22 protein-coding genes and 1 tRNA gene are annotated in these 20,186 nt (G+C 44.4%); 19 read left to right on the forward strand and 4 right to left on the reverse strand.

The genetic code is table 11. The annotated features are described in order from the left end of the window. Nucleotides 1-12 precede the first annotated feature (12 nt). The 15 genes from cydB to R7Q41_RS03895 all read left to right on the forward strand — a co-directional run bounded on the left by cydB (nucleotide 13) and on the right by R7Q41_RS03895 (nucleotide 11,700). On the forward strand, nucleotides 13-1,149 hold the full coding sequence (gene cydB / locus R7Q41_RS03825) for a cytochrome d ubiquinol oxidase subunit II (protein WP_006742909.1): 1,137 nt from the start codon (nucleotides 13-15) through the stop codon (nucleotides 1,147-1,149). Between the two features lie 12 nt (nucleotides 1,150-1,161). Continuing rightward, entirely contained in the window at nucleotides 1,162-1,269 is a 108-nt protein-coding gene (gene cydX / locus R7Q41_RS03830) for a cytochrome bd-I oxidase subunit CydX (protein WP_000270284.1), read from the forward strand. Next, entirely contained in the window at nucleotides 1,262-1,564 is a 303-nt protein-coding gene (gene ybgE / locus R7Q41_RS03835) for a cyd operon protein YbgE (protein ID WP_033905055.1), read from the forward strand. Before cydX ends, ybgE begins: the two co-directional genes overlap by 8 nt. 172 nt (nucleotides 1,565-1,736) lie before the next feature. Then, nucleotides 1,737-2,156 (forward strand): tol-pal system-associated acyl-CoA thioesterase, encoded by a 420-nt coding sequence (gene ybgC / locus R7Q41_RS03840; protein ID WP_017820044.1) that lies wholly within the window; start codon nucleotides 1,737-1,739, stop codon nucleotides 2,154-2,156. Further along, nucleotides 2,146-2,844, forward strand: coding sequence for a protein TolQ (gene tolQ / locus R7Q41_RS03845; RefSeq protein ID WP_005378301.1), 699 nt, complete (start codon nucleotides 2,146-2,148; stop codon nucleotides 2,842-2,844). Before ybgC ends, tolQ begins: the two co-directional genes overlap by 11 nt. Nucleotides 2,845-2,847: 3 nt before the next feature. Next, on the forward strand, nucleotides 2,848-3,291 hold the full coding sequence (locus R7Q41_RS03850; protein WP_005378298.1) for an ExbD/TolR family protein: 444 nt from the start codon (nucleotides 2,848-2,850) through the stop codon (nucleotides 3,289-3,291). A gap of 13 nt (nucleotides 3,292-3,304) precedes the next feature. Further along, the gene (tolA, locus tag R7Q41_RS03855; RefSeq protein WP_017820045.1) at nucleotides 3,305-4,372 is read left to right on the forward strand and encodes a cell envelope integrity protein TolA; all 1,068 of its coding nucleotides are present in this window, start codon (nucleotides 3,305-3,307) and stop codon (nucleotides 4,370-4,372) included. A 12-nt stretch (nucleotides 4,373-4,384) separates the two neighbouring features. Continuing rightward, complete coding sequence (tolB, locus tag R7Q41_RS03860) at nucleotides 4,385-5,737, forward strand: Tol-Pal system beta propeller repeat protein TolB (RefSeq protein WP_005387925.1); 1,353 nt, start codon at nucleotides 4,385-4,387, stop codon at nucleotides 5,735-5,737. 30 nt (nucleotides 5,738-5,767) lie between these two features. Then, the gene (gene pal / locus R7Q41_RS03865) at nucleotides 5,768-6,292 is read left to right on the forward strand and encodes a peptidoglycan-associated lipoprotein Pal (RefSeq protein ID WP_005378293.1); all 525 of its coding nucleotides are present in this window, start codon (nucleotides 5,768-5,770) and stop codon (nucleotides 6,290-6,292) included. A gap of 15 nt (nucleotides 6,293-6,307) precedes the next feature. Further along, nucleotides 6,308-7,060 carry a tol-pal system protein YbgF gene (ybgF, locus tag R7Q41_RS03870; RefSeq protein ID WP_005378285.1) on the forward strand — a complete coding sequence of 251 codons (753 nt, stop codon included), beginning with the start codon at nucleotides 6,308-6,310 and terminating at the stop codon, nucleotides 7,058-7,060. 247 nt (nucleotides 7,061-7,307) lie between these two features. After that, the gene (gene nadA, locus R7Q41_RS03875) at nucleotides 7,308-8,369 is read left to right on the forward strand and encodes a quinolinate synthase NadA (protein WP_064367997.1); all 1,062 of its coding nucleotides are present in this window, start codon (nucleotides 7,308-7,310) and stop codon (nucleotides 8,367-8,369) included. 118 nt (nucleotides 8,370-8,487) lie between these two features. Continuing rightward, complete coding sequence (locus R7Q41_RS03880) at nucleotides 8,488-9,531, forward strand: potassium channel protein (RefSeq protein ID WP_158173768.1); 1,044 nt, start codon at nucleotides 8,488-8,490, stop codon at nucleotides 9,529-9,531. Beyond that, nucleotides 9,531-9,947, forward strand: a complete 417-nt coding sequence (locus tag R7Q41_RS03885; protein ID WP_005378281.1) for a DUF350 domain-containing protein — start codon at nucleotides 9,531-9,533, stop codon at nucleotides 9,945-9,947. The genes R7Q41_RS03880 and R7Q41_RS03885 overlap by 1 nt, the downstream gene beginning before the upstream one ends. 8 nt (nucleotides 9,948-9,955) lie before the next feature. After that, nucleotides 9,956-10,525: a DUF1190 domain-containing protein gene (locus R7Q41_RS03890; protein ID WP_025766906.1), complete on the forward strand. Its 570-nt coding sequence runs from the start codon at nucleotides 9,956-9,958 to the stop codon at nucleotides 10,523-10,525. An 8-nt stretch (nucleotides 10,526-10,533) separates the two neighbouring features. Continuing rightward, nucleotides 10,534-11,700 carry a glutathionylspermidine synthase family protein gene (locus R7Q41_RS03895; protein WP_203345781.1) on the forward strand — a complete coding sequence of 389 codons (1,167 nt, stop codon included), beginning with the start codon at nucleotides 10,534-10,536 and terminating at the stop codon, nucleotides 11,698-11,700. A 73-nt stretch (nucleotides 11,701-11,773) separates the two neighbouring features. On the opposite strand, the gene R7Q41_RS03900 is transcribed toward R7Q41_RS03895, so the two are convergent. Beyond that, nucleotides 11,774-12,385 carry a YecA family protein gene (locus R7Q41_RS03900; protein ID WP_203345782.1) on the reverse strand — a complete coding sequence of 204 codons (612 nt, stop codon included), beginning with the start codon at nucleotides 12,383-12,385 and terminating at the stop codon, nucleotides 11,774-11,776. Nucleotides 12,386-12,436: 51 nt separating this feature from the next. Between R7Q41_RS03900 and R7Q41_RS03905 the strand changes: the two genes are divergently transcribed. From R7Q41_RS03905 to R7Q41_RS03915, 3 genes are all read left to right on the forward strand, one after another. Next, nucleotides 12,437-14,857, forward strand: coding sequence for an ATP-binding protein (locus R7Q41_RS03905; protein ID WP_258479503.1), 2,421 nt, complete (start codon nucleotides 12,437-12,439; stop codon nucleotides 14,855-14,857). A gap of 502 nt (nucleotides 14,858-15,359) precedes the next feature. After that, complete coding sequence (locus tag R7Q41_RS03910; protein WP_054575116.1) at nucleotides 15,360-15,809, forward strand: L-alanine exporter AlaE; 450 nt, start codon at nucleotides 15,360-15,362, stop codon at nucleotides 15,807-15,809. A 144-nt stretch (nucleotides 15,810-15,953) separates the two neighbouring features. Beyond that, nucleotides 15,954-16,041: transfer RNA gene (locus R7Q41_RS03915), tRNA-Ser, on the forward strand. 273 nt (nucleotides 16,042-16,314) lie between these two features. On the opposite strand, the gene R7Q41_RS03920 is transcribed toward R7Q41_RS03915, so the two are convergent. From R7Q41_RS03920 to R7Q41_RS03930, 3 genes are all read right to left on the reverse strand, one after another. Then, nucleotides 16,315-16,443: a hypothetical protein gene (locus R7Q41_RS03920; RefSeq protein WP_005378275.1), complete on the reverse strand. Its 129-nt coding sequence runs from the start codon at nucleotides 16,441-16,443 to the stop codon at nucleotides 16,315-16,317. 349 nt (nucleotides 16,444-16,792) lie between these two features. Beyond that, the gene (locus tag R7Q41_RS03925) at nucleotides 16,793-17,785 is read right to left on the reverse strand and encodes a cytochrome d ubiquinol oxidase subunit II (RefSeq protein ID WP_017820054.1); all 993 of its coding nucleotides are present in this window, start codon (nucleotides 17,783-17,785) and stop codon (nucleotides 16,793-16,795) included. Between the two features lie 2 nt (nucleotides 17,786-17,787). Next, nucleotides 17,788-19,119, reverse strand: coding sequence for a cytochrome ubiquinol oxidase subunit I (locus tag R7Q41_RS03930; protein WP_318144367.1), 1,332 nt, complete (start codon nucleotides 19,117-19,119; stop codon nucleotides 17,788-17,790). An 816-nt stretch (nucleotides 19,120-19,935) separates the two neighbouring features. Here R7Q41_RS03930 and R7Q41_RS03935 point away from each other — a divergent pair. Then, entirely contained in the window at nucleotides 19,936-20,184 is a 249-nt protein-coding gene (locus tag R7Q41_RS03935; protein ID WP_005378271.1) for a hypothetical protein, read from the forward strand. Nucleotides 20,185-20,186 lie beyond the last annotated feature (2 nt).

Genomic DNA, 20,186 nt, shown 5'->3' on the forward strand with positions numbered 1-20,186 from the left:
GGAGATAACAAGATGTTTGATTACGAAATCTTGCGACTCATCTGGTGGGTACTAATCGGTGTTCTACTAGTTGGTTTTGCAGTAACAGACGGCTTCGATATGGGTGTAGGCGCGCTTGTACCTATTATCGGTAAAAACGACACGCAACGCCGTGTCATGATTAACTCAATTGCTCCTCACTGGGATGGTAACCAAGTTTGGCTTATCACTGCTGGTGGTGCACTGTTCGCAGCTTGGCCTTTGGTTTACGCAACGTCATTTTCAGGCTTTTACTTAGCGATGATTTTGACACTAGCAGCGCTATGGCTTCGTCCTCTGGGCCTAGACTACCGCTCTAAAATCGAAGATCCAAAATGGCGCAATACCTGGGATATCTGTATCTCAATCAGTGGTTTTGTTCCGCCAATCATCTTTGGTGTGGCGTTTGGTAACCTTCTACAAGGTGTACCGTTCCAATTGAGTGAGTTCTTGATGCCAACATACCATGGCTCATTCTTTGGTCTACTAAACCCATTTGCACTGTTGTGTGGTCTAGTAAGCTTGTTCATGATTTTGATGCAAGGTTCTACTTGGCTACAAATGAAAACAACAGGCGAAGTGCATGTGCGTGCGCGCAACGTTGCTCAGTTGGCTGGTTTACTGACGGTTGCTGCGTTTGTAGCGGCTGGTTTCTGGATCCAAAATATCGATGGCTACGTCATTGTTGGCGGTATCGACACTAACGCTGCTTCTAACCCTCTAAACAAAGAGGTTATCCGTGAAGCTGGTGCGTGGATGAAGAACTTTGAAAACTACCCACTACTATGGGCTGCTCCTGTATTAGGTGTTGCAATGCCGCTTCTCGCTGTATTGGCATCTCGTCTTGAAAAATGTGCGATTTCGTTCATTACTTCAAGCTTGGGTGTTGCTGGTGTTATCTTTACTGCAGGTTTTGCGATGTTCCCATTCATCATGCCTTCAGACTTAATGCCAAGCCACAGCTTAACAATGTGGGATGCAACGTCATCTGAGCTGACTCTGAACCTAATGACAGGCGTTGCGTTTGTTATGGTGCCAATCATCCTTGGTTACACATCTTGGACTTACTACAAGATGTTTGGTCGCCTTGATGACCAGTACATTGAAGACAACAAAAACTCACTTTACTAAGGAGCATTTACTATGTGGTATTTCGCATGGATTCTAGGTGTACTACTTGCTTGTGCATTCGGTATCATCAACGCTCTTTGGCTAGAGCACTCAGAAATGATGGATAAAGACAGTGAGTAACCTCGCTGATAAGGTAGCGAAACTTCACGCACCAATGGATAAGACTCTGCTACGAGTCTTATCTCTCATCCTTGGCTTTATGCACATAGGATTGGTGATGTGGGACCCTGAAGCTTACCATCAAGCAATTGGTGGTTTTAACTCAATCATCGCACCAGCACTGATTTGGTCTGTATGTTCAAGCATGGTGTATGGGGTGGGCTTCAAGCCAAGAAACTGGTACTGGCAAGTTTTGTTTAGTCCTTATTTCTCGTTAGCTATCTTAATTTATCTAACGGCACTTTATTTCATTTAGGCTGAAATATGCTGTAATAAAGTCGGTTACTAAATCATCGAATAAAAGCTAGGTATCTCGCCTAGCTTTTATTTTTTCTACAAATTTCAAAAATATTTCCTTAGCTCGGTACCAATTGCTGTCGCTTCAGTTATAGTAATTACTTTAAAGAATTGAATATATTGGTACTCCCTTGCAAGGCACATCAAATCTCTTTCACTGGCCGATCACCGTGTACTATGAAGACACTGATGCGGGCGGTGTTGTATATCATTCTAATTATCTAAAATTCTTTGAGCGCGCACGGACAGAGATGTTACGTGCTAAAGGCATTTCTCAACATGTGTTACTGGAACAAAATATCGGCTTTGTTGTCCGACACATGGATATCGATTTCAACCAAGGGGCTAGGCTGGACGAGCATCTGACAGTCGTAACCCGAGTGTCAGAAATAAAACGTGCTTCTCTGCAATTCTGTCAAGAGTTGGTCAATGATCAAGGCAAGATATTGTGCAAGGCCTCGGTTAAGGTAGCATGTATCGATAATAAGAAAATGAAACCAATAGCTATTCCAACCTTTATAAATTCGGAGCTAACAAATAGTGACTGCTGATATTTCCATTTTAGATCTCTTTCTTCAGGCCAGTCTGTTGGTAAAGCTTGTGATGCTGACGTTGCTTGGCATGTCAATTGTGTCATGGGCAATGATCATCAAGCGCAGCAAAGTGCTTTCTCAAGCATCAAAAAATGCAGAGCAGTTTGAAGACAAATTTTGGTCGGGTACTGATCTTTCTCAGCTTTACCAAAAAGTAAAAGCGCGTAAAGACGAAATTGAAGGCACAGAAGAAATCTTCTACGCAGGTTTTACAGAGTTTGCTCGCCTACGTAAGAGCAACGCAAATTCACCAGCTTACATCATGGAAGGCACTGGCCGCGCAATGCGCGTTGCTGTTTCTCGTGAAGTAGATGAGCTAGAAACAAGCTTACCGTTTTTGGCAACAGTCGGTTCTATAAGCCCTTATATCGGCCTATTTGGTACCGTTTGGGGCATCATGCACGCCTTTATTGCGCTGGGTGAAGTAAAGCAAGCTACGTTGTCTATGGTTGCACCGGGTATCGCCGAGGCACTTATCGCGACAGCGATGGGGCTATTTGCGGCTATTCCGGCAGTAATGGCGTACAACCGTCTAAGCAATAAAGTGAGTAAACTAGAGCACACTTACGCAACATTTTCTGAAGAATTCCACAGCATCCTTCATCGTCAAGCGATGGCTGGCCGAGACAGCGCGGATAAGGAATAAAGCATGGCGGGTTATCAACCTAAAAAGCGAAAAATGACAGCGGAGATCAACGTTGTTCCGTATATCGACGTAATGCTCGTACTGTTGATCATTTTTATGGCGACCGCTCCATTTGTGACTCAAGGCGTCGACGTTGATCTTCCGAAAACATCGACCGCAGAATCTATGCAAGACCTTGCTGGCGAGACTGACAGTAGCTTTATTATCATCGAAATTGATAGCGAGGGTAATTTAGGCCTAAGCGTAAATGATGAAGAAGTTCAGCGAGGTTTGTCGTTGCAAGATGTTATTGTGCGAGTGAAAGCGGAGCGAGAGGTTAAGCCGGATTCACCAGTTGCGGTAGGTGGCGACGCGGCAACACCATATGCCGATGTTGTTCTATTGCTAGATGAACTAAGTCGAGCTGGTATCCCTAAGGTAGGTCTAATGACCGATATCAGGGAATAGACATCAATTATCTATGAAAGATCACAAGAAGAAACCCAACCAATACGCCAAACCGATAGCAATATCGGTTGGTTTGCATGCAATTCTAGTTGCAGCCCTGCTTTGGGGGACGGACTTCAACATGTCTAAACCAGAGCCTACAGGGCAAATGGTTCAAGCTGTTGTCATCGATCCAAAACTTGTGCAGCAACAAGCGAAAGAAATTCGCCAGCAACGCGAAAAGGCAGCGAAAAAAGAACAAGAGCGTCTTGATAAACTGAGACGCGAAGCAGAGCAGCTAGAAAAAAACCGCAAAGCTGAAGAAGAGCAAATTCGCAAGTTGAAAGAGCAGCAAGCGAAAGATGCTCAAGCGGCGCGAGAAGCAGAAGCTGCACGTAAGAAAAAAGAGCAAGAGCGCAAGCAGGAAGAAGAACGTGTTCGCAAAGAAAAAGAGCGAGCTGCTAAGCTAGAAAAAGAGCGCAAGGCAAAAGAAGAAGCCGTGCGTAAAGCTGAGCAGGAGCGTTTAGCAAAAGAAGCGGCTATAGCAAAAGCTGAGCAAGAACGTTTAGCTCGCGAAAAAGCAGCAAAAGAAGCGGAAGAAAAAGCACGTCGTGAGCGTGAAGCTGCTGAAAAAGCTGAACAAGAGCGCATTGCAAAAGAGAAAGCGGCAAAAGAGGCAGCGGAGCGAGAGCGTAAAGCGAGAGAAGCAGCTGAGCGTGCCGAGCGTGAGCGTAAAGCTCAAGAAGCCGCGTTAGATGATATTTTTGCGGGTCTTGAGGATGAGGTCAGTAAAAACAGTGCTGCGCGCAATCAATTTATTGACGACGAACTTTCTCGTATGTCATCCATCTATACTCAAAATATTCAGCAAAAGCTGATTAAGGATGACTACTTGCTGGGAAAGGAGTGTAGGGTAAACATCAAATTGATTCCGACAGGAACTGATATGATGGTCTCTGGTGTTACCGTTTTGAGTGGCGATACTCGAGTATGTGCTGCGGCGAAGCGAGCAATAGCTCAGGTAGGGACGTTCCCTAAATCTTCAGAATCAGCGGTCAATGAAAGACTAAAAGACATCAACATAACTGTTGCTTTGGACTAAAAGGAATAAGACGTGATTAGACGCCTTTTACTAGGAATGTTTGTACTGTTTAGCAGTATGACAAATGTGGCGAATGCCGCATTAGAGTTGGTCATTACCGATGGTATTGATTCAGCACGACCAATTGCTGTTGTTCCGTTTAAGTGGGAGGGCACACAAGCGCTTCCAACGGATGTTTCTGCTGTTATCGCCTCGGATTTACAACGTAGTGGTAAATTCAGCCCAGTTCCAACGAGCAAAATGCCACAAACACCGTTCAGTGAATCAGAAGTTAATTTTGATGCTTGGACCAATTTAGGTGTGGATGCGCTATTGACTGGTTCAATCAAGCAAAACGACCAAGGTGACTACGTTATCAACTATCAACTTGTTGATATTGTGCGTGGTCAGTTAACAGGTGGGAAGAGTAAGGCGCTTGGTAGTGACGGTGAATTGGTTCTGTCAAAAGATCATGTGCTGTTCAATAAAGTAGCCACTGTTCAAGGGCCTCGTATGCGTGAGTACGCTCACCGTATCTCTGATTTGGTGTATGAACAGTTAACTGGCGACCGTGGCGCTTTCATGACTCGTATCGCATATGTGGTAGTGAACGATAAAGACCGTTTCCCTTACCAACTTCGAGTCGCTGATTACGATGGCTACAATGAGCGTCTGGTTTTACGTTCTAAGCAACCATTAATGTCACCAGCGTGGTCCCCCGATGGTAAAAAGCTTGCGTATGTTAGCTTCCAAAATGGCCAAGCAGAAATCTTCATCATGAACATCTACACCGGTGAACGTGAGAAAATTACTTCATACCCACGTCACAATGGTGCGCCAAGATTTTCGCCAGATGGCAATAAGTTAGCGATTGTTCTTTCTAAAACAGGCTCGCTTCATGTTTATACGTTTGACCTTAACACTCGTAAGCTGACGCAAATTACGCGTGGCAGATCAAATAATACGGAACCGTTCTGGCATCCGGATGGAAAATCGTTGATTTTCACATCGGATAGGGGTGGTAAACCACAGATTTATCAAGTAAATTTGGGCAGCGGTTCTATTGACCGTTTGACTTGGCAAGGCAGCCAAAATTTGGGTGGTCAGATTACTCCTGATGGGCGATTCCTAGTTATGGTGAACCGCAGCAACGCAGGATTTAATTTGGCGAAACAAGATTTGGAAACTGGTGCTCTTCAAGTCTTAACTAAGACCTTGCTTGATGAGTCTCCTAGTATTGCCCCAAACGGTGGCATGGTTGTGTATAGCTCGATTTACAACAAGAAAAACGTACTATCGATGGTGTCAATTGATGGTCGATTCAAAGCTAGATTACCGGCAACAAATGGGCGTGTTCGAGCGCCTGCATGGTCACCGTTTTTGTAGTAATAAGTTTGATTAATAAAGGAAAATAAGATGCAACTGAACAAGGTTCTAAAAGGGCTACTAATCGCGCTTCCTGTAATGGCTGTTACAGCGTGTAGTTCAAGCGACGACGCTGCTTCTAACACTGGTGCAGCAACAAACAACAATGGCGCAGTTGAAACAACAGTAGCTACGCCAATTGATCAAAGCGGTCAGTTGACAGAGCAAGAGCTAAAAGAGCAAGCGCTACGTGAAACTCAAACAATCTACTTTGCTTTTGACAACTCAACAATTGCAGCAGATTACGAAGAGATGCTAGCGGCTCACGCTTCTTACCTAAGCAAGAACCCAGCACTTAACGTAACTATCGAAGGTCACGCTGATGAGCGCGGTACACCTGAGTACAACATTGCTCTAGGTGAGCGTCGTGCACAAGCAGTAGCGAACTACCTACAAGCACTAGGTGTTCAAGCTGACCAAATCTCAATCGTTAGCTACGGTGAAGAGAAGCCACTTCTTCTAGGTCAATCAGATGAAGTTTACGCTAAGAACCGTCGCGCGGTTCTAGTATACTAATTCGAGGTAATCCTCATGTTCAGTAACACTAAGCGCGCTGTTGCGCTTACGTTACTGGCAAGTGCAGCGAACTTTGCGTTCGCTGCACCAGCTCCAGTATCCGATCTCAACAGCACATCATCCGTCTCTAAGAGCCGTTCATCTGAAACGGAAGTAGAGCGTCTAGAACGTTTGCTACAAAATCGCAATCGCGTTCAGCTCCAAATGCAACAGCAAATTGACCAAATGTCACAAGAGATCAGTGAATTGCGTGGTCAATTAGAGCGAAATAGCTACGAAATGAAACAAATGTTGCAACGTCAACGTGAGTTGTTTGTCGAGCTGGATCGTGTTCGTGGAGAGATAAAATCCACACCTGCACAAGAAGCACAACCTGTGAAAACAGGTGGCCAGTACACTCCAAATGTTGATGAGCAAACGGCATATCAGAATGCAGTTGACCTCATTCTCAAAAAGCGTGATTACACTGGCGCAATTGCAGCGTTCCAGCAGTTCCAGAAAGATTATCCTGATTCTACATATTCAGCGAATTCTCACTACTGGTTAGGTCAGTTGTACTTCGCTAAAAAGCAGGATGAGGATGCAGTGAAAAGTTTTGCCGCTGTTGTGTCTTATAAAGACTCCAACAAGCGAGCCGATGCGTTGCTTAAGTTAGGCGAAATCGCTGAGCGTAATAACAATGCAGCTCAAGCGAAAAAGTACTACCAACAAGTGGTTGATGAATACCCAGGTAGTGCATCTGCAAAACTTGCCAGCTCTAAGCTGTAAGACGTTATGTTTTGAAAAGGAAGCCTCGGCTTCCTTTTTCTTTTCCATTTTCTGTTGGTGCAGAACGGCTAAGTCGATAGCAATGATGCAGAGCCTCTGACCTTGTGTCCGAATTTCGCTACTCGGAAATGCTACCTGTAACAAAGATATACGGCTAGACCGCTAGAAATCCCCGCGACAAGTTGGTTTTTGAAAATTAACGAGGTTACAATACTCGGATTAAAGGAAGTTGCGTAGAGCAAGAGCAATGAGCCATATATTAGATAAAATCGACACTGTTTACCCATTCCCACCGAAACCAGTTCCATTAAGCGAAGAAGAAAAAGCATCTTACATTGAGCGTATTAAAAAGTTACTCAAAGAAAAAGATGCGGTACTTATCGCACACTATTATACCGACCCTGAGATTCAAGCCCTAGCTGAAGACACTGGCGGGTTTGTTGGTGACTCGTTGGAAATGGCGAAGTTTGGTAATCGTCACCCTGCAAGTACATTGATTATTGGTGGTGTTCGCTTTATGGGCGAGTCGGCCAAAATTCTGACACCAGAAAAGCGCATTCTAATGCCAACGTTGGAAGCGGAATGTTCGCTCGACCTTGGCTGTCCTGCGGATAAGTTCAGCGAGTTTTGTGATGCTCACCCTGATCATACGGTTGTAGTTTACGCAAACACCTCAGCAGCGGTTAAAGCCCGTGCCGACTGGGTCGTTACATCGAGTATTGCGCTTGAAATCGTGGAACACTTAGACGCTGAAGATAAGCCAATTATTTGGGGACCAGACCGTCACCTAGGATCGTACATCGCTAACAAAACTGGCGCAGATATGCTGCTTTGGCAGGGTGAGTGTGTGGTTCATGATGAGTTCTCTGCTGATGCGCTACGAAAAATGAAGAGCGTGTATCCAGATGCGGCTATTTTGGTTCACCCTGAGTCACCAGCAAGCGTCGTAGAACTTGCCGATGCCGTTGGATCAACGAGTCAGCTGATCAAAGCAGCGAAAGAGCTTCCTCACAAACAAATGATCGTTGCGACAGACAAAGGCATTTTCTTTAAAATGCAGCAACTTGTGCCAGAGAAAGAACTTATCGAAGCGCCAACCGCAGGTGCAGGCGCAACATGTCGCAGCTGTGCACACTGTCCTTGGATGGCAATGAACGGTTTGAAAGCAATTGAGAAAGCGCTTAGTGAAGGTGGTGAAGAGCACGAGATTTTTGTTGACGAAGAACTGCGTGTGAAATCACTTATCCCACTGAACCGCATGCTAGATTTTGCTGAGCAGCTAAATATGCAAGTGAAAGGTAATGCTTAAAAAGTAGGCGTAACTGAAAGTAAATCTCAAAAACCAGCCGAATATGGCTGGTTTTTTTGTGTCTTACTATCAATGAGTTACTATTGATGCAATCAATGAATATCGAGGTCATAAATTTATGGCGGTGTGGTTAGTAGTTAAAAAGTGGCTTAGTTCCCACCTTCTTAAATTGAGCAACCGAAGCCTTCTCATCTTTAGTGGCTTATATGTGAGCCTTTCATGGTGGCTGCTGGTTCTCGCTGGTGAAACCGCATTAACAGACAGTTTCGCTAACTTTATCTATTACCTCATGGTTACGGCGAGTACGGTGGGTTATGGCGACCATTCTCCTGTAACAGATTTGGGTAAATGGGTTGTCGTACTATTTGTAATCCCCGGCGGTTTGAGCTTATTCGCCGCATTATTGGGGCGTGTCGCTGGAGCAGCGATGGACTATTGGCGAGCGGGTATTTTAGGAAAACGGAGAGTAAGAGTGGAAAACCATATTGTATTGTTGGGCTGGAATGGATCGAGAACGATGCACCTTATTCGCATGTTACAACATGAAGAAGAGGGAAAGCGTCCGATTGTTTTATGCAGCCGTTCAGAAATAGAGAACCCGTTACCTGGCGAAATCAGTTTTATCAAAGTGACCAGTTATACCGATTCGCAAGAAATGAAAAACGCCAATATTGCCGAAGCCGCTTGCATTATTGTGGATAATCTCTCGGACGACATTACCTTGTCAGCCGCTCTATACTGCGCATCTGTAAACCCTTCCGCTCATTTGGTCGCTTACTTTAAAGATGAAGCGCTAGGCCGACTTCTAAGTCAGCATTGCCCGAAAGCGGAATGCATACCTGCTGTTGGCGCAGAAATGTTGGCAAAAGCGGCGGTTGACCCGGGCTCAAGTGCGCTTCATCAGGAGCTTTTGGCTTCAACACGAGGTATGACGCAATACTCAGTTATTTATCCTGAGGGGCAGTCTGCCACCACTATTGAGAATCTCTTCGTTTTTCTCAAAAGACGCCATCATGCCACGCTGATTGCTTTTGATATTGGCGATGGTATTCAACTCAACCCAGATTTAGATGCTGAAGTACCCGCGAGTACCAAGCTGTTTTACATTGCAGATGAACGTATTGAAGATTTTGCCTGGAAAGAAATGAACAAGGAACAATAATGCACATGATTGCCGGCCTGTTAGCAGGCTTCCCAAACTTTTTACTCTATTTCTCTGTTTCTATTATTTTTGTATTGGCGTTTAAGTTCATCTACGTCAAGTTGACGCCATACGATGAGTGGCATCTGATCAAAGAAAAACAAAATACAGCAGCAGCGATTGCGCTAAGTGGGGCTTTCCTTGGTTACTGTCTCGCGATTTCGGGGGCGGCAAAAAACTCGGTCAATATCGTCGATTTTATGGTGTGGGGCGTTGTCGCAATGCTTGCTCAAATTATCGCATTTGCAATTGTACGCTTTATTTTACTTCCGAAAGTGGCAGAGCGTATCGAAAAAGATGAACTGCCAGCCGGTATCGTATTAGCAGCAGTTTCTGTTTCGGTTGGCGTATTGAATGCCGCGTGCATGACCTACTAGGAGGAACGATGAAGCGGAGTTCTAACGTTAAACGTTCTTCCATGGACAAAAGCTTAAAGCTTGGGAAAATTCTTCCCTTTGCTGCCTTTGGTGGTATTTTCTTCTTTGCTACGTACGAGTCAAAAACAGAAGGGTACATTTTTTCTGATGCTGATGAGTGTAAATCTAACTCGCCTGAGTTTAGTGAACAGTGTGACATTGCATACCAAGAAGCTTTAGCTCGTGCCGAACAAAATGCCCCTCGCTACCGCAGCGAGTTCGAATGCGAGAATGATTTCTACGAGGATGATTGTTACTACAGTTCCAGTTCCCGAGCTTATGTACCTAACTTTGGCGGTTTTTTTTACAGTCGCTCATTAAGCGGGTTGAAAGGTTATAACAAGAGCTATTACTCAGAGCCGATGTACCGTTATAAATCCAAATTCTATAATGGAGCAGGACAATTCTTTGGCTCCTACCGAAATCAGCCGACCAAAGTTGCGACGAATAGCCTTAATAAACGTGGTGGCGGCACCATTGGCAGGGCGATGTCTCGAGGCGGGTTTGGTAAAGCGGTGTCGGTCAGTCGAGGCGGTTAAAAAGAACTATGTTTCGACGAGAAATACAAGAGCGCGAAAACTGGCGTGAATTAGCACGCCAGTTTGGTTTTGGTTTCCATACCATGTATGACCAACCGTATTGGGATGAGAGTGCTTACTATCAATTCACGCTGGAGCAAATTGAGCGCGATATAGAAGCGCCCACTGAAGAGCTGCATCAGATGTGCCTGGCTATTGTGGATGAAGTCGTTCGGAGTGAGCGGTTGCTGACGCAATGTGCGATCCCTGAATCTATGTGGGAGCAGGTCGCTTCTTCATGGAGACGAAGCGAACCTTCGCTTTATTCGCGGCTGGATTTCGCGTACAACGGGACCTCGTCAGCAAAATTACTGGAAAACAATGCGGATACGCCAACCAGCTTGTTTGAAACTGGCTTTTGGCAGTGGGTGTGGCTAGAAGATGTTGTAAATAAAGGTCGAGTTCACCAGAGCGCGGATCAATTCAATATTCTTCAAGACTTTTTGATCGAGCGCTTTGCCGAAATAGCAAAATACCAACCAGGACAAACACTTCACTTTAGCTGCTGCAAGTACACTGAAGAAGATAAAGGGACTGTCCAGTATTTAGAGGATTGCGCGCGAGAGGCAGGGTTAGCAACGGCATTCGTGCATGTCGAAGATATTGGAGTGACGGAAGATGGTCTGTTTGTGGATGCTGACGACAGAGCGATTCGTTGGATGTTTAAGCTTTACCCTTGGGAGTTTATGTTTGAAGAGGAATATGCGAAGTACTTAGCGACTGCGAACGTAAACTGGTTAGAACCGATGTGGAAGTCGATTCTATCCAATAAAGCACTTTTACCGTTATTGTGGGAGCGTTTTCCTAACCACCCGAACCTTTTGCCCGCTTATTTTGCTAACGATTCAAAAGCGAACACTATGAGAGATTATGTCATCAAGCCACTATTTTCTCGAGAGGGCGCGAACATCGAGATCGTCATCGATGGAAAACGTTTTGTTAAAACGTCAGGGCCTTATGAATCTAAATTTAATATCGTCCAGCAATACCATCCACTACCTAAGTTTGGGCAAAACCATACGTTAATTGGCAGTTGGTTGGTCAATGATAGAGCTGCCGGTATTTCGATTAGGGAAGACAGTAGCTTAGTGACTCAAGATATGGCGCGGTATATTCCACATGTAATTTTAACATGATCAAAAAAGCTCTCCATTTGGAGAGCTTTTTGTCTATTCAGCCGTTCAATCTTGATGGTCGACAGCGTTGCGTCTATTGTTCTTCAGCTAATGCAACACCGCGCTGGGTAAGACCACATAACATCACTGGCATTGCATTGAAGATTTCCTCAAACTGCTCTAAGCCTTCCATACCTTGTTCGGCCAATGTTTCAATGGTTGTTTCTGGGTCGTAAAGCATAGTAAGAGAAAGTAAAAGACCACCGAGTAGGGCATTATCTTCGCTATCCTCAGGCATCAACGTTTCCCAGTCATCACGCGCAAGTTGCCAGCCTTGTAATACACCTTCACAGAAATCGCGAGCCTGACTTGTTACAATGTCTTGCTCATCTAGCGCGCACCCTGCAGGCCACTGCCAAGTGCCTTCTAGGAGAGCGGGACGAGTTTGGTTCCACATTTGTACAATCTCGTCAATGTACTGCTCTAGTTGTTCACCGTCAGTAAATGGCGCTGTTTCTTCTCCACCCCATAAGAATGGCAACCACTCTTGAGGCATTAATACGTTTGGCGCTGCAGCCATCGCTGTTACAAAGCCTTGAGTTTTTGCTAGGTTTAGTAGTTTACCGTCAAGTTCTGGGAGAGAAAGGATGTCTTGTAGTTTCAAAATAGAATACCATTTGTTAATGGGCTGGTTGATTGCGCTCATCTTACCAATCAATTAGTGATAAATCGATATTAGGGAATGATTCACACATCTATGGAAATTCGCTCATCACTTAGAAAAAAAAGCATTCTCGCCCTAACACTTTACCTGTGCTTCTTTATCGCCACTATCGGTTCTGTCGCCTATTTGGTTGTTGAGCCACCGGTTAGACAAAAGCTAGAGCAAAACCTAGAGTTACGTACCCAACTTCTGGCTCTTGAGATCAAAGAGCCCCTCCTCAGTTCTACAGGTGTATTGAGCAGCTTAGTAGGGCTAGCCCAAGGGACTGAAAATATTCAATCTCTCAACACAATAATTCCACATATACTTCAATTGAGTGACAAGATGCTTGTTAGTGGTGGCGTATGGCCTAAACCCGAACTCAAAGCAGAACAATGGAGATATAAAAGTCTATTCTTCAATAAAAACAGTGATAGTGGTATTGACCAAATTCACTCCTACAATAACCCCGAATCTGGCGGTTATGATAATGAACCCTGGTATGTCGCTGCCGCCGATGCTCCGGTAGGTTCTGTTAGTTGGTCTACGGTTTACATCGATACCTTTACTCAGGTCCAGATGATTACCGCGTCTTCTCCGTACTACCAAAACGGTCGATTCGCTGGAGTTGTAACGGTAGACCTATCACTTGATGCACTTTTTCAGTTTATTCGAGAGCACACGAACCAGCATTCTTTGGGGGTAGTGGTTCGCGATGCTGACTCAAACGTGATTATTGAACACAACTTTCTACTGACGGACGAAATTTATGTCAGCGAGCTTGATTTCGGAGAGTTCGACTGGCGCATGGAAGTTGTCAACGCAAAAGCTAAAGTCGCCGATCAAGTGTTTGAACAAGTGATGAGCGTTGAGGGGAGGATCATTCCATTTTTGCTCTTGTGTGTCTTGGTCGGTTACTACTTACTGAATCGCTATATTGTTGAACCAATTGTTCGCATTGCCGCTAAGATTGACGACTCTAAAACAGGTGGGATCATAGATATTGAGTACGATAGCGATGACGAAATCGGACAGCTTATCGAGAAGTTCAATGAAAAGACGATCTATTTGGAGCAGGAGAGAATAAAAGCTCAGGCTTCGACAAACGCTAAAACGGCATTTTTAGCCACATTGTCCCACGAGATTCGCACACCAATGAACGGTGTACTAGGAACTGCCCAGATACTGTTAAAAACACCACTTACCGATGAGCAACGTAAGCACCTGAGAACACTTTATGATTCAGGTGATCACATGATGACATTACTCAATGAGATTTTAGATTACTCAAAAATTGAACAAGGGCATGTTGAGTTTGAAAATAAGCCTTTCCCAATTGAGTCGATTATCGGCAGTATCAAGAGTGTTTATCAAACTCTATGTGCAGAAAAAGGTCTTCGCTTTAGAGTAGTCTCGCATTTACCAACGGGTCGTTGGTACAACAATGACAAAGCCCGTTTGCGTCAAGTACTGTTCAATCTACTCAATAACGCTGTTAAGTTCACCGATCGTGGCATCGTAGAGGTAGAGCTAGCCGAGAAATCGAGTAAGGCAGGCACCAAGCTGATACTAAAGGTAAAAGATACAGGAATTGGTATTTCAAAAGAGGCACAAAAACGCATTTTTCGTCCTTTTGAGCAAGCGGAGTCATCAACGACTAGACGGTTTGGTGGAACAGGGCTTGGTTTAGCAATAGTCAAAGAAATCGCGGAACATATGGGTGGGCAAGTGGTTGTAGAGAGTCAGGAGGACGCTGGAACGACTTTTACTGTCGAAATTGCCCTTACACCTTGCAAGCCAGGTAAAGTAGAGTCAATCAATACACATAAATTGAACTGTAAAGGGTTGAAAGCACTCATTGTTGAAGACAACCGAACAAATGCGATCATTATGGAAACTTTCCTCCGAGCCAAGGGCTTTGAGTGCACAAGTGTCGAAAATGGTCAGCTTGCAGTCGATGAGGTTGCGATCAAACCATTTGATTTGATACTGATGGATAATCATATGCCTGTTCTAGATGGCGTTGGGGCCATATCAGCCATTCGAGCAATGAGTTCACCTGCTAAGTCGGTACTGATTTTTGGCTGTACAGCGGATGTGTTCAAAGAAACACAAGAGCGTATGATTAATGTAGGAGCAGATCACATAATAGCGAAACCAATAGTGGAGTCTGAATTAAATGATGCACTGTATCTTCATGCGACACAGTTATATCAGTACCAATCGGACTTTGATGGAAATGCAGCAGATAGCTTTAATGCTGAAAAGTGGTTACTCAACTTCTATGTCGCTCTAGATAATGGACATCTTAATGAAGCACTTGAGGCTATTTCAGCGATCATTGCGGAGGCTCCCCTTGAACTCAGTGGCGACGTTTCTTCAGTCGCCGAACGGATAAGAAGTAACTTAAAGCGTCAGCAATCCCCAGACCAAGATGATATCGATACATTAACGATTTTGCTGGCCTCACCATAATTTAATCAATATGGCGCAACTGTGAATTGTTCTTACTATTCATACGTCATCCAGCTTCGTGACAAACTCTTCTAACCCGCAATGAACAGGCTTGCAGTTTTACTTTTACGAGTAAAACAGCAAGACCTTCTACTGTGATTATATCGGTAATACTCTGAATTTTCGCAGCTTGGTAGCATAAGCTATAGGAGTGACTGTTTTCGGTCCGAGTTTTGTTCTAACTTTACGTCAAAATAATTATCGTAACCCCTTTTTATGTAAGTGAAATCCGTGTTTTTGTACCATTTTTACGTGATTTTAGGCGTTTTTACTCGCCATTGGTGAAAAAAACTACTTTTACTTTAAAAGTTGGTTATAAATTTACAACTTAATTTTAAATACAGAGCCATAAGCTAGTTTTTGTGTGTTCTAATTGCATCATTAACTGGCTTGATGTCTTTTTGGTGGTTAATAGTTTTATTATTTTCATTAATTGCAGTGTTTGATTTTAAGGGTTTTGTAAATGAAGTCTCGTGGACCATTTTGTATTCGTCACGCCGCAGCGGATACCTTTGCTATGGTTGTTTTTTGCTTTATCACAGGGATGATTGTCGAGATTTTGATTTCAGGGATGACATTTGAGCAATCTCTAGCATCGCGTACGCTATCGATTCCAGTGAATATCGCCATTGCTTGGCCGTATGGGGTTTTTCGTGATTGGGTGCTGCATCAAGGTAGTAAGGTGTCACCGTCTTCCTTTATGAAGAATATCTCTGATCTGGTCGCTTATGTACTATTTCAATCTCCAGTTTATGCGGGTATCTTATTCGCAGTTGGCGCATCTACAGATCAAATTGTGACCGCAGTAGCAAGTAACGCTGTTATTTCTTGTGGCATGGGTGTGTTGTATGGGTACTTCTTGGACATGTGCCGCCGTTGGTTCCGTGTTCCCGGTTATTCTCAAAGCATCTAAATGCCCCAGTTTTGCTCAATTTAGTTACTTAGTGAGCAATCGATTCGAAAAGGGCGCTTTTTTTTATGTTTAGCCTTGACCATCAGGCACATAATCATTAAATTAGCGCCTCGTTAGCCAATGATGCTAACCAAAATTTGATTCGGTGAGTTGTCCGAGTGGCTGAAGGAGCACGCCTGGAAAGTGTGTATACGGCAACGTATCGAGAGTTCGAATCTCTCACTCACCGCCACATTCTAAAAGGTCTGATTTGTCAGGCCTTTTTTCGTATCTACACTAAAGTAATGCGTAATTGAAAGTACACAAGAGTGCTCAAGGTGCAAGCGCCATTCTATCTACAAGCCAACTATTCACATCTCACCTCTATACAACGCCAAAATTGAAGATGCTATACAGAGGCAGCCATAATCTGATTGGTGCGGGTTAGCACATCCGCTTTAATCTAGAATTTAGCACCCATATCACATGAGGTATGAATACGGCCACGAGAATGAACGTAGTGCTACTAGATGCTAAGCAAAACAGCCATGAACACGAATACAACAGCAATCATACCAAAGAGATCTGTGTTTAGATTGAGGTCATCAGGGTTAAATTTTTCAATGCTTTGCGTCGTTTTGCATCTTATCTTCATGTTCTTGTCCTTATTTCATGTACGATTTCAACAGCAACATAACATGCAATTGAGTGTTCACAAGTCATAAAAAGCATAAGTATACTTGCACCACATTGAGCGCAAAAAATACTCAAAGCGTTTTAAAGTGGCGGTCTACCTTTTGTAACATCAAATATTCTTTCTGTTTTTGTGCCTGTATCGCTATAGTTGAGAAACGGTTATCTCGTTCTAGTTAGGAACAAACTACTGGCTGCCGCTACATTCTCTCAGCGTTCCCACTCAGTCGCCTTGGGTAGATACTTTAGTCGTTGAGTACTGCAAAAAAACGCCGCATGAGCAGCGGCGCTTTGTTGAGGAATTCCCTTTCCTACTTGTAGCTAAGTTCTGTCGCTTTGCCTTTGAAGATCCGGTATACCACAAAGGTGTAAAGCAATATCACCGGCATAACAATCATCACACCGTAGCCCACGATTATTAACGTCGCAGGCGAGGAGGCAGCTTGTTGTGCGGTCATTAATCCCGGCACAACTTCTGGGAAGAAGCTATACGCAAGCCCGAGAAAGCTCAACGCGAAAATGACAGTGACACCAAAGAAAGGCCAGCGCACACCCAGATCATTCACCATTGGAACCTGACGCAAATAGCGATCAACTAGGAAGATGGTTGCCAATACAATTAACGGAACTGGGGCAAGCAACAAGATTTCTGGGAAGCTGAACCAACGCAAGGCAACTTGTTGATTTACAATTGGGTTTACAACGCTAACCACCAAGATTCCTAAGGCTGCTAACCAACCAGCACGGCGAGACCAACGGGCCGAGCGTATTTGCAAATCACCTTCCGTTTTTAGTACTAACCATGCGCCACCGATGTAAACGTACGCCGCCGCTACACAAAGTGCGCTTAACCAAGCAAAGCCAAATGCTTCGGTTGATTGTTCAAATCCCATGATGTAACGACCCACCATGTAGCCTTGGGTTAGCGCGGTGACTAACGAGCCAATTCTGAAGCACCAATCCCAGTGAGGTTTATGATCCGAGTTCGCTTTGGCTCGGAAGTCGAACGCCACGCCACGCATGATCAGTGCGATAAGCATAATCGCGGTCGGCATATAAAGTTCCGTCAAAATCAAGCTATGAGCAGTAGGAAAGGCAATCAGCAGAATACCGACGGCTAACACCAACCACGTTTCATTCGCATCCCAGAAAGGGCCGATAGACGCTATCATTCGGTCACGTTGCGCTTCATTATCACTCGGTAAAAGGATACCGACGCCAAGATCGTAGCCGTCGAGCACGGCATACATAAAGACCGAGAAGCCAAGCAGCAGAAGATAAATTTCTGGTAGATAGTCGAGCATGATTAGGCCTCTTGTTGTGTCAGTGGGACTTCATGGGCTGCAACGTCTTTGCGCGCCAAATAGAATAGGGTATGGATGTACGCAACCAGCAATGCAGCATAAATGGCTAAGTACATAATGAGCGAAGTCATCACGCTACTGCTCGCAACCGTGGTGACGGCTTCGGATGTTCGCAATACACCGCTGACCAACCAAGGTTGTCGACCAATCTCAGTAACATACCAACCCGCCAGTGTGGCTATCCAACCAGAGAACGTCATGGCTAATACCGTGTACAGGTAAGGTTTAGGTAGCGCTTTTTTACGTGCTAGCTTCACCGCGCCATACCAGCTAACAAGCAACATAAGGACACCAACACCAACCATCACGCGGAAACCAAAGAACAAGGGCTTCACTGGCGGGTGGTCAGGTGCAAACTCGTTAAGTCCTTGGATTTCCCCATCTAAGTCATGCGTAAGAATCAAACTCGCCAGCTTTGGGATGCCCACTTCAAAATCATTGCTGCGAGTTTCTTCATTTGGCATCGCAAACAGAAGAAGAGGCGCGCCTTGCTCGGTCTCCCACACGCCTTCCATCGCTGCGATTTTTGCAGGTTGATGTTCAAGCGTGTTTAACCCGTGAAGGTCACCGACAAAGATTTGAATTGGGATGAATCCAGCCGCCGCGAACAGCGCGACTTTTAGGCCAAGTTTGGCTGAGCGGTGATCTGGCTTTTTCATTATTTGATAAGCTGAGATACCCGCAATCAAGAAGCTGGCAGTCAGCGCCGATGCTAATAGCGTGTGCAGAAGACGGTACGGTAAAGAAGGATTGAAAATGACTTCCTTCCAACTGGTTACATGTACAATTCCGTCAATCACTTCATAGCCACTTGGTGTGTGCATCCAGCTGTTAAGCACTAGAATCCAAAACGCGGACATACTTGTCCCAACAGCAACCAGAACGGTGGCGAGAGTATGAACCCATTCCGGCACTCGTCCTCGTCCAAAAAGCATCACGCCAAGGAAGGTGGCTTCCATAAAGAAGGCGGTCATCACTTCGTATCCGAGCAATGGTCCTGCTACGTTACCGACTCGTTCCATAAAGCCTGGCCAGTTGGTACCAAACTGGAAACTCATCGTAATGCCGGATACTACACCTAAGGCGAAAGTAAGAGCGAATATCTTGACCCAGAAGTAATAAACATCGAGCCATACGGGGGCTTGGGTGCGGTTATATCGCCACTTGAAAAACACCAACATCCATGCCAACGCGATGGTGATGGTCGGGGAGAGAATGTGAAAGCTGATATTGGCCGCGAACTGGATCCGCGACAGCATGAGGGTATCTAACATCTTGGTTCCTCAAAAACGTGCCATACTAAAAATCGTGTCTATCTGTAATTTAGTTACGAAAAGTCGGGCAGTTTGGATTCATGTATCGAGAAATACAGGTGATTCTGTTTTCTTCTAACCATGATTTATATCAACTAAGGGAAAGAAAGGAGTGTAGGAAATTGTCTCAAAATGCCACTAATAGTCGCGAGAAGTGAGTAAAAGAAAGCAAATGTAACTGAAGGAGCATGGATTAAGATTAGTTCGAATTATCCTTATGATGGTTTCGATAATCCTGAAATAAAATTACAAAAACAATATTTTTAGTAAGGAAATTTGCCTTGCCTTCACTTTGAACCTCCATACTATTTATACACTAGTCATGTCGAGATCATCTCAAACACAGCAAGCTTACTGACAGTTAAGGTGGGAAACTTTAGCTAATTGATAAACTTAAAATTGCACCGCTAATGACATATGCATCATAAGTTTGTTAGGACTCGACCAGAAGTGCGATAGGCTACATTTTTATACTAGCGAACGATTTAAAGCTAGGTAATTCGGCTTTCACTAGATCAGCAAGTCGACTGCGGACCATTTTCGATTCCTGATGAGTTTCAATCCAAACTGACACTTACTTTTCAGCAAGTGTGCTAGTGTCTTTCTTGTTATTTATTAAATAATTAATAAATGCCGATATGGTAAAGAGAGTTGTGGACAGCTATCTCGAGCAGTAGACTGGCGCTAGCCAGAGAGTCTGACTTTGAGGGGGGCATTCTACATGAATTTTGGATTCTGCCACCGCAAAGCTGATATTGAATTTGATGGAGATGGATAATGAATGACAGTTGGGCTAATTTCTTTCCTTACTTTGCTGGAGCTTTTAAGCTTATTGTATTAGGGATAGGAGCCTACTTAGCCATTAAATGGCATTTTGACGAAGAGCGAAGGGTAAGAGAAGCGGAAGGTGTGGTGTTTGATAACCCAAGTCTCATGAAAAAGTTTGCGAAGACGCTAACTCTGCCATTCCTTTTGTGTCTTCTCGTTCTTCTTGTTATATATGCTACCAACTGGTTCCTGTATTGACG

Origin of the sequence: Vibrio sp. 2096 (genome assembly GCF_033339595.1) — a bacterium.
GTDB classification, from domain to species: Bacteria; Pseudomonadota; Gammaproteobacteria; order Enterobacterales; family Vibrionaceae; genus Vibrio; species Vibrio alginolyticus.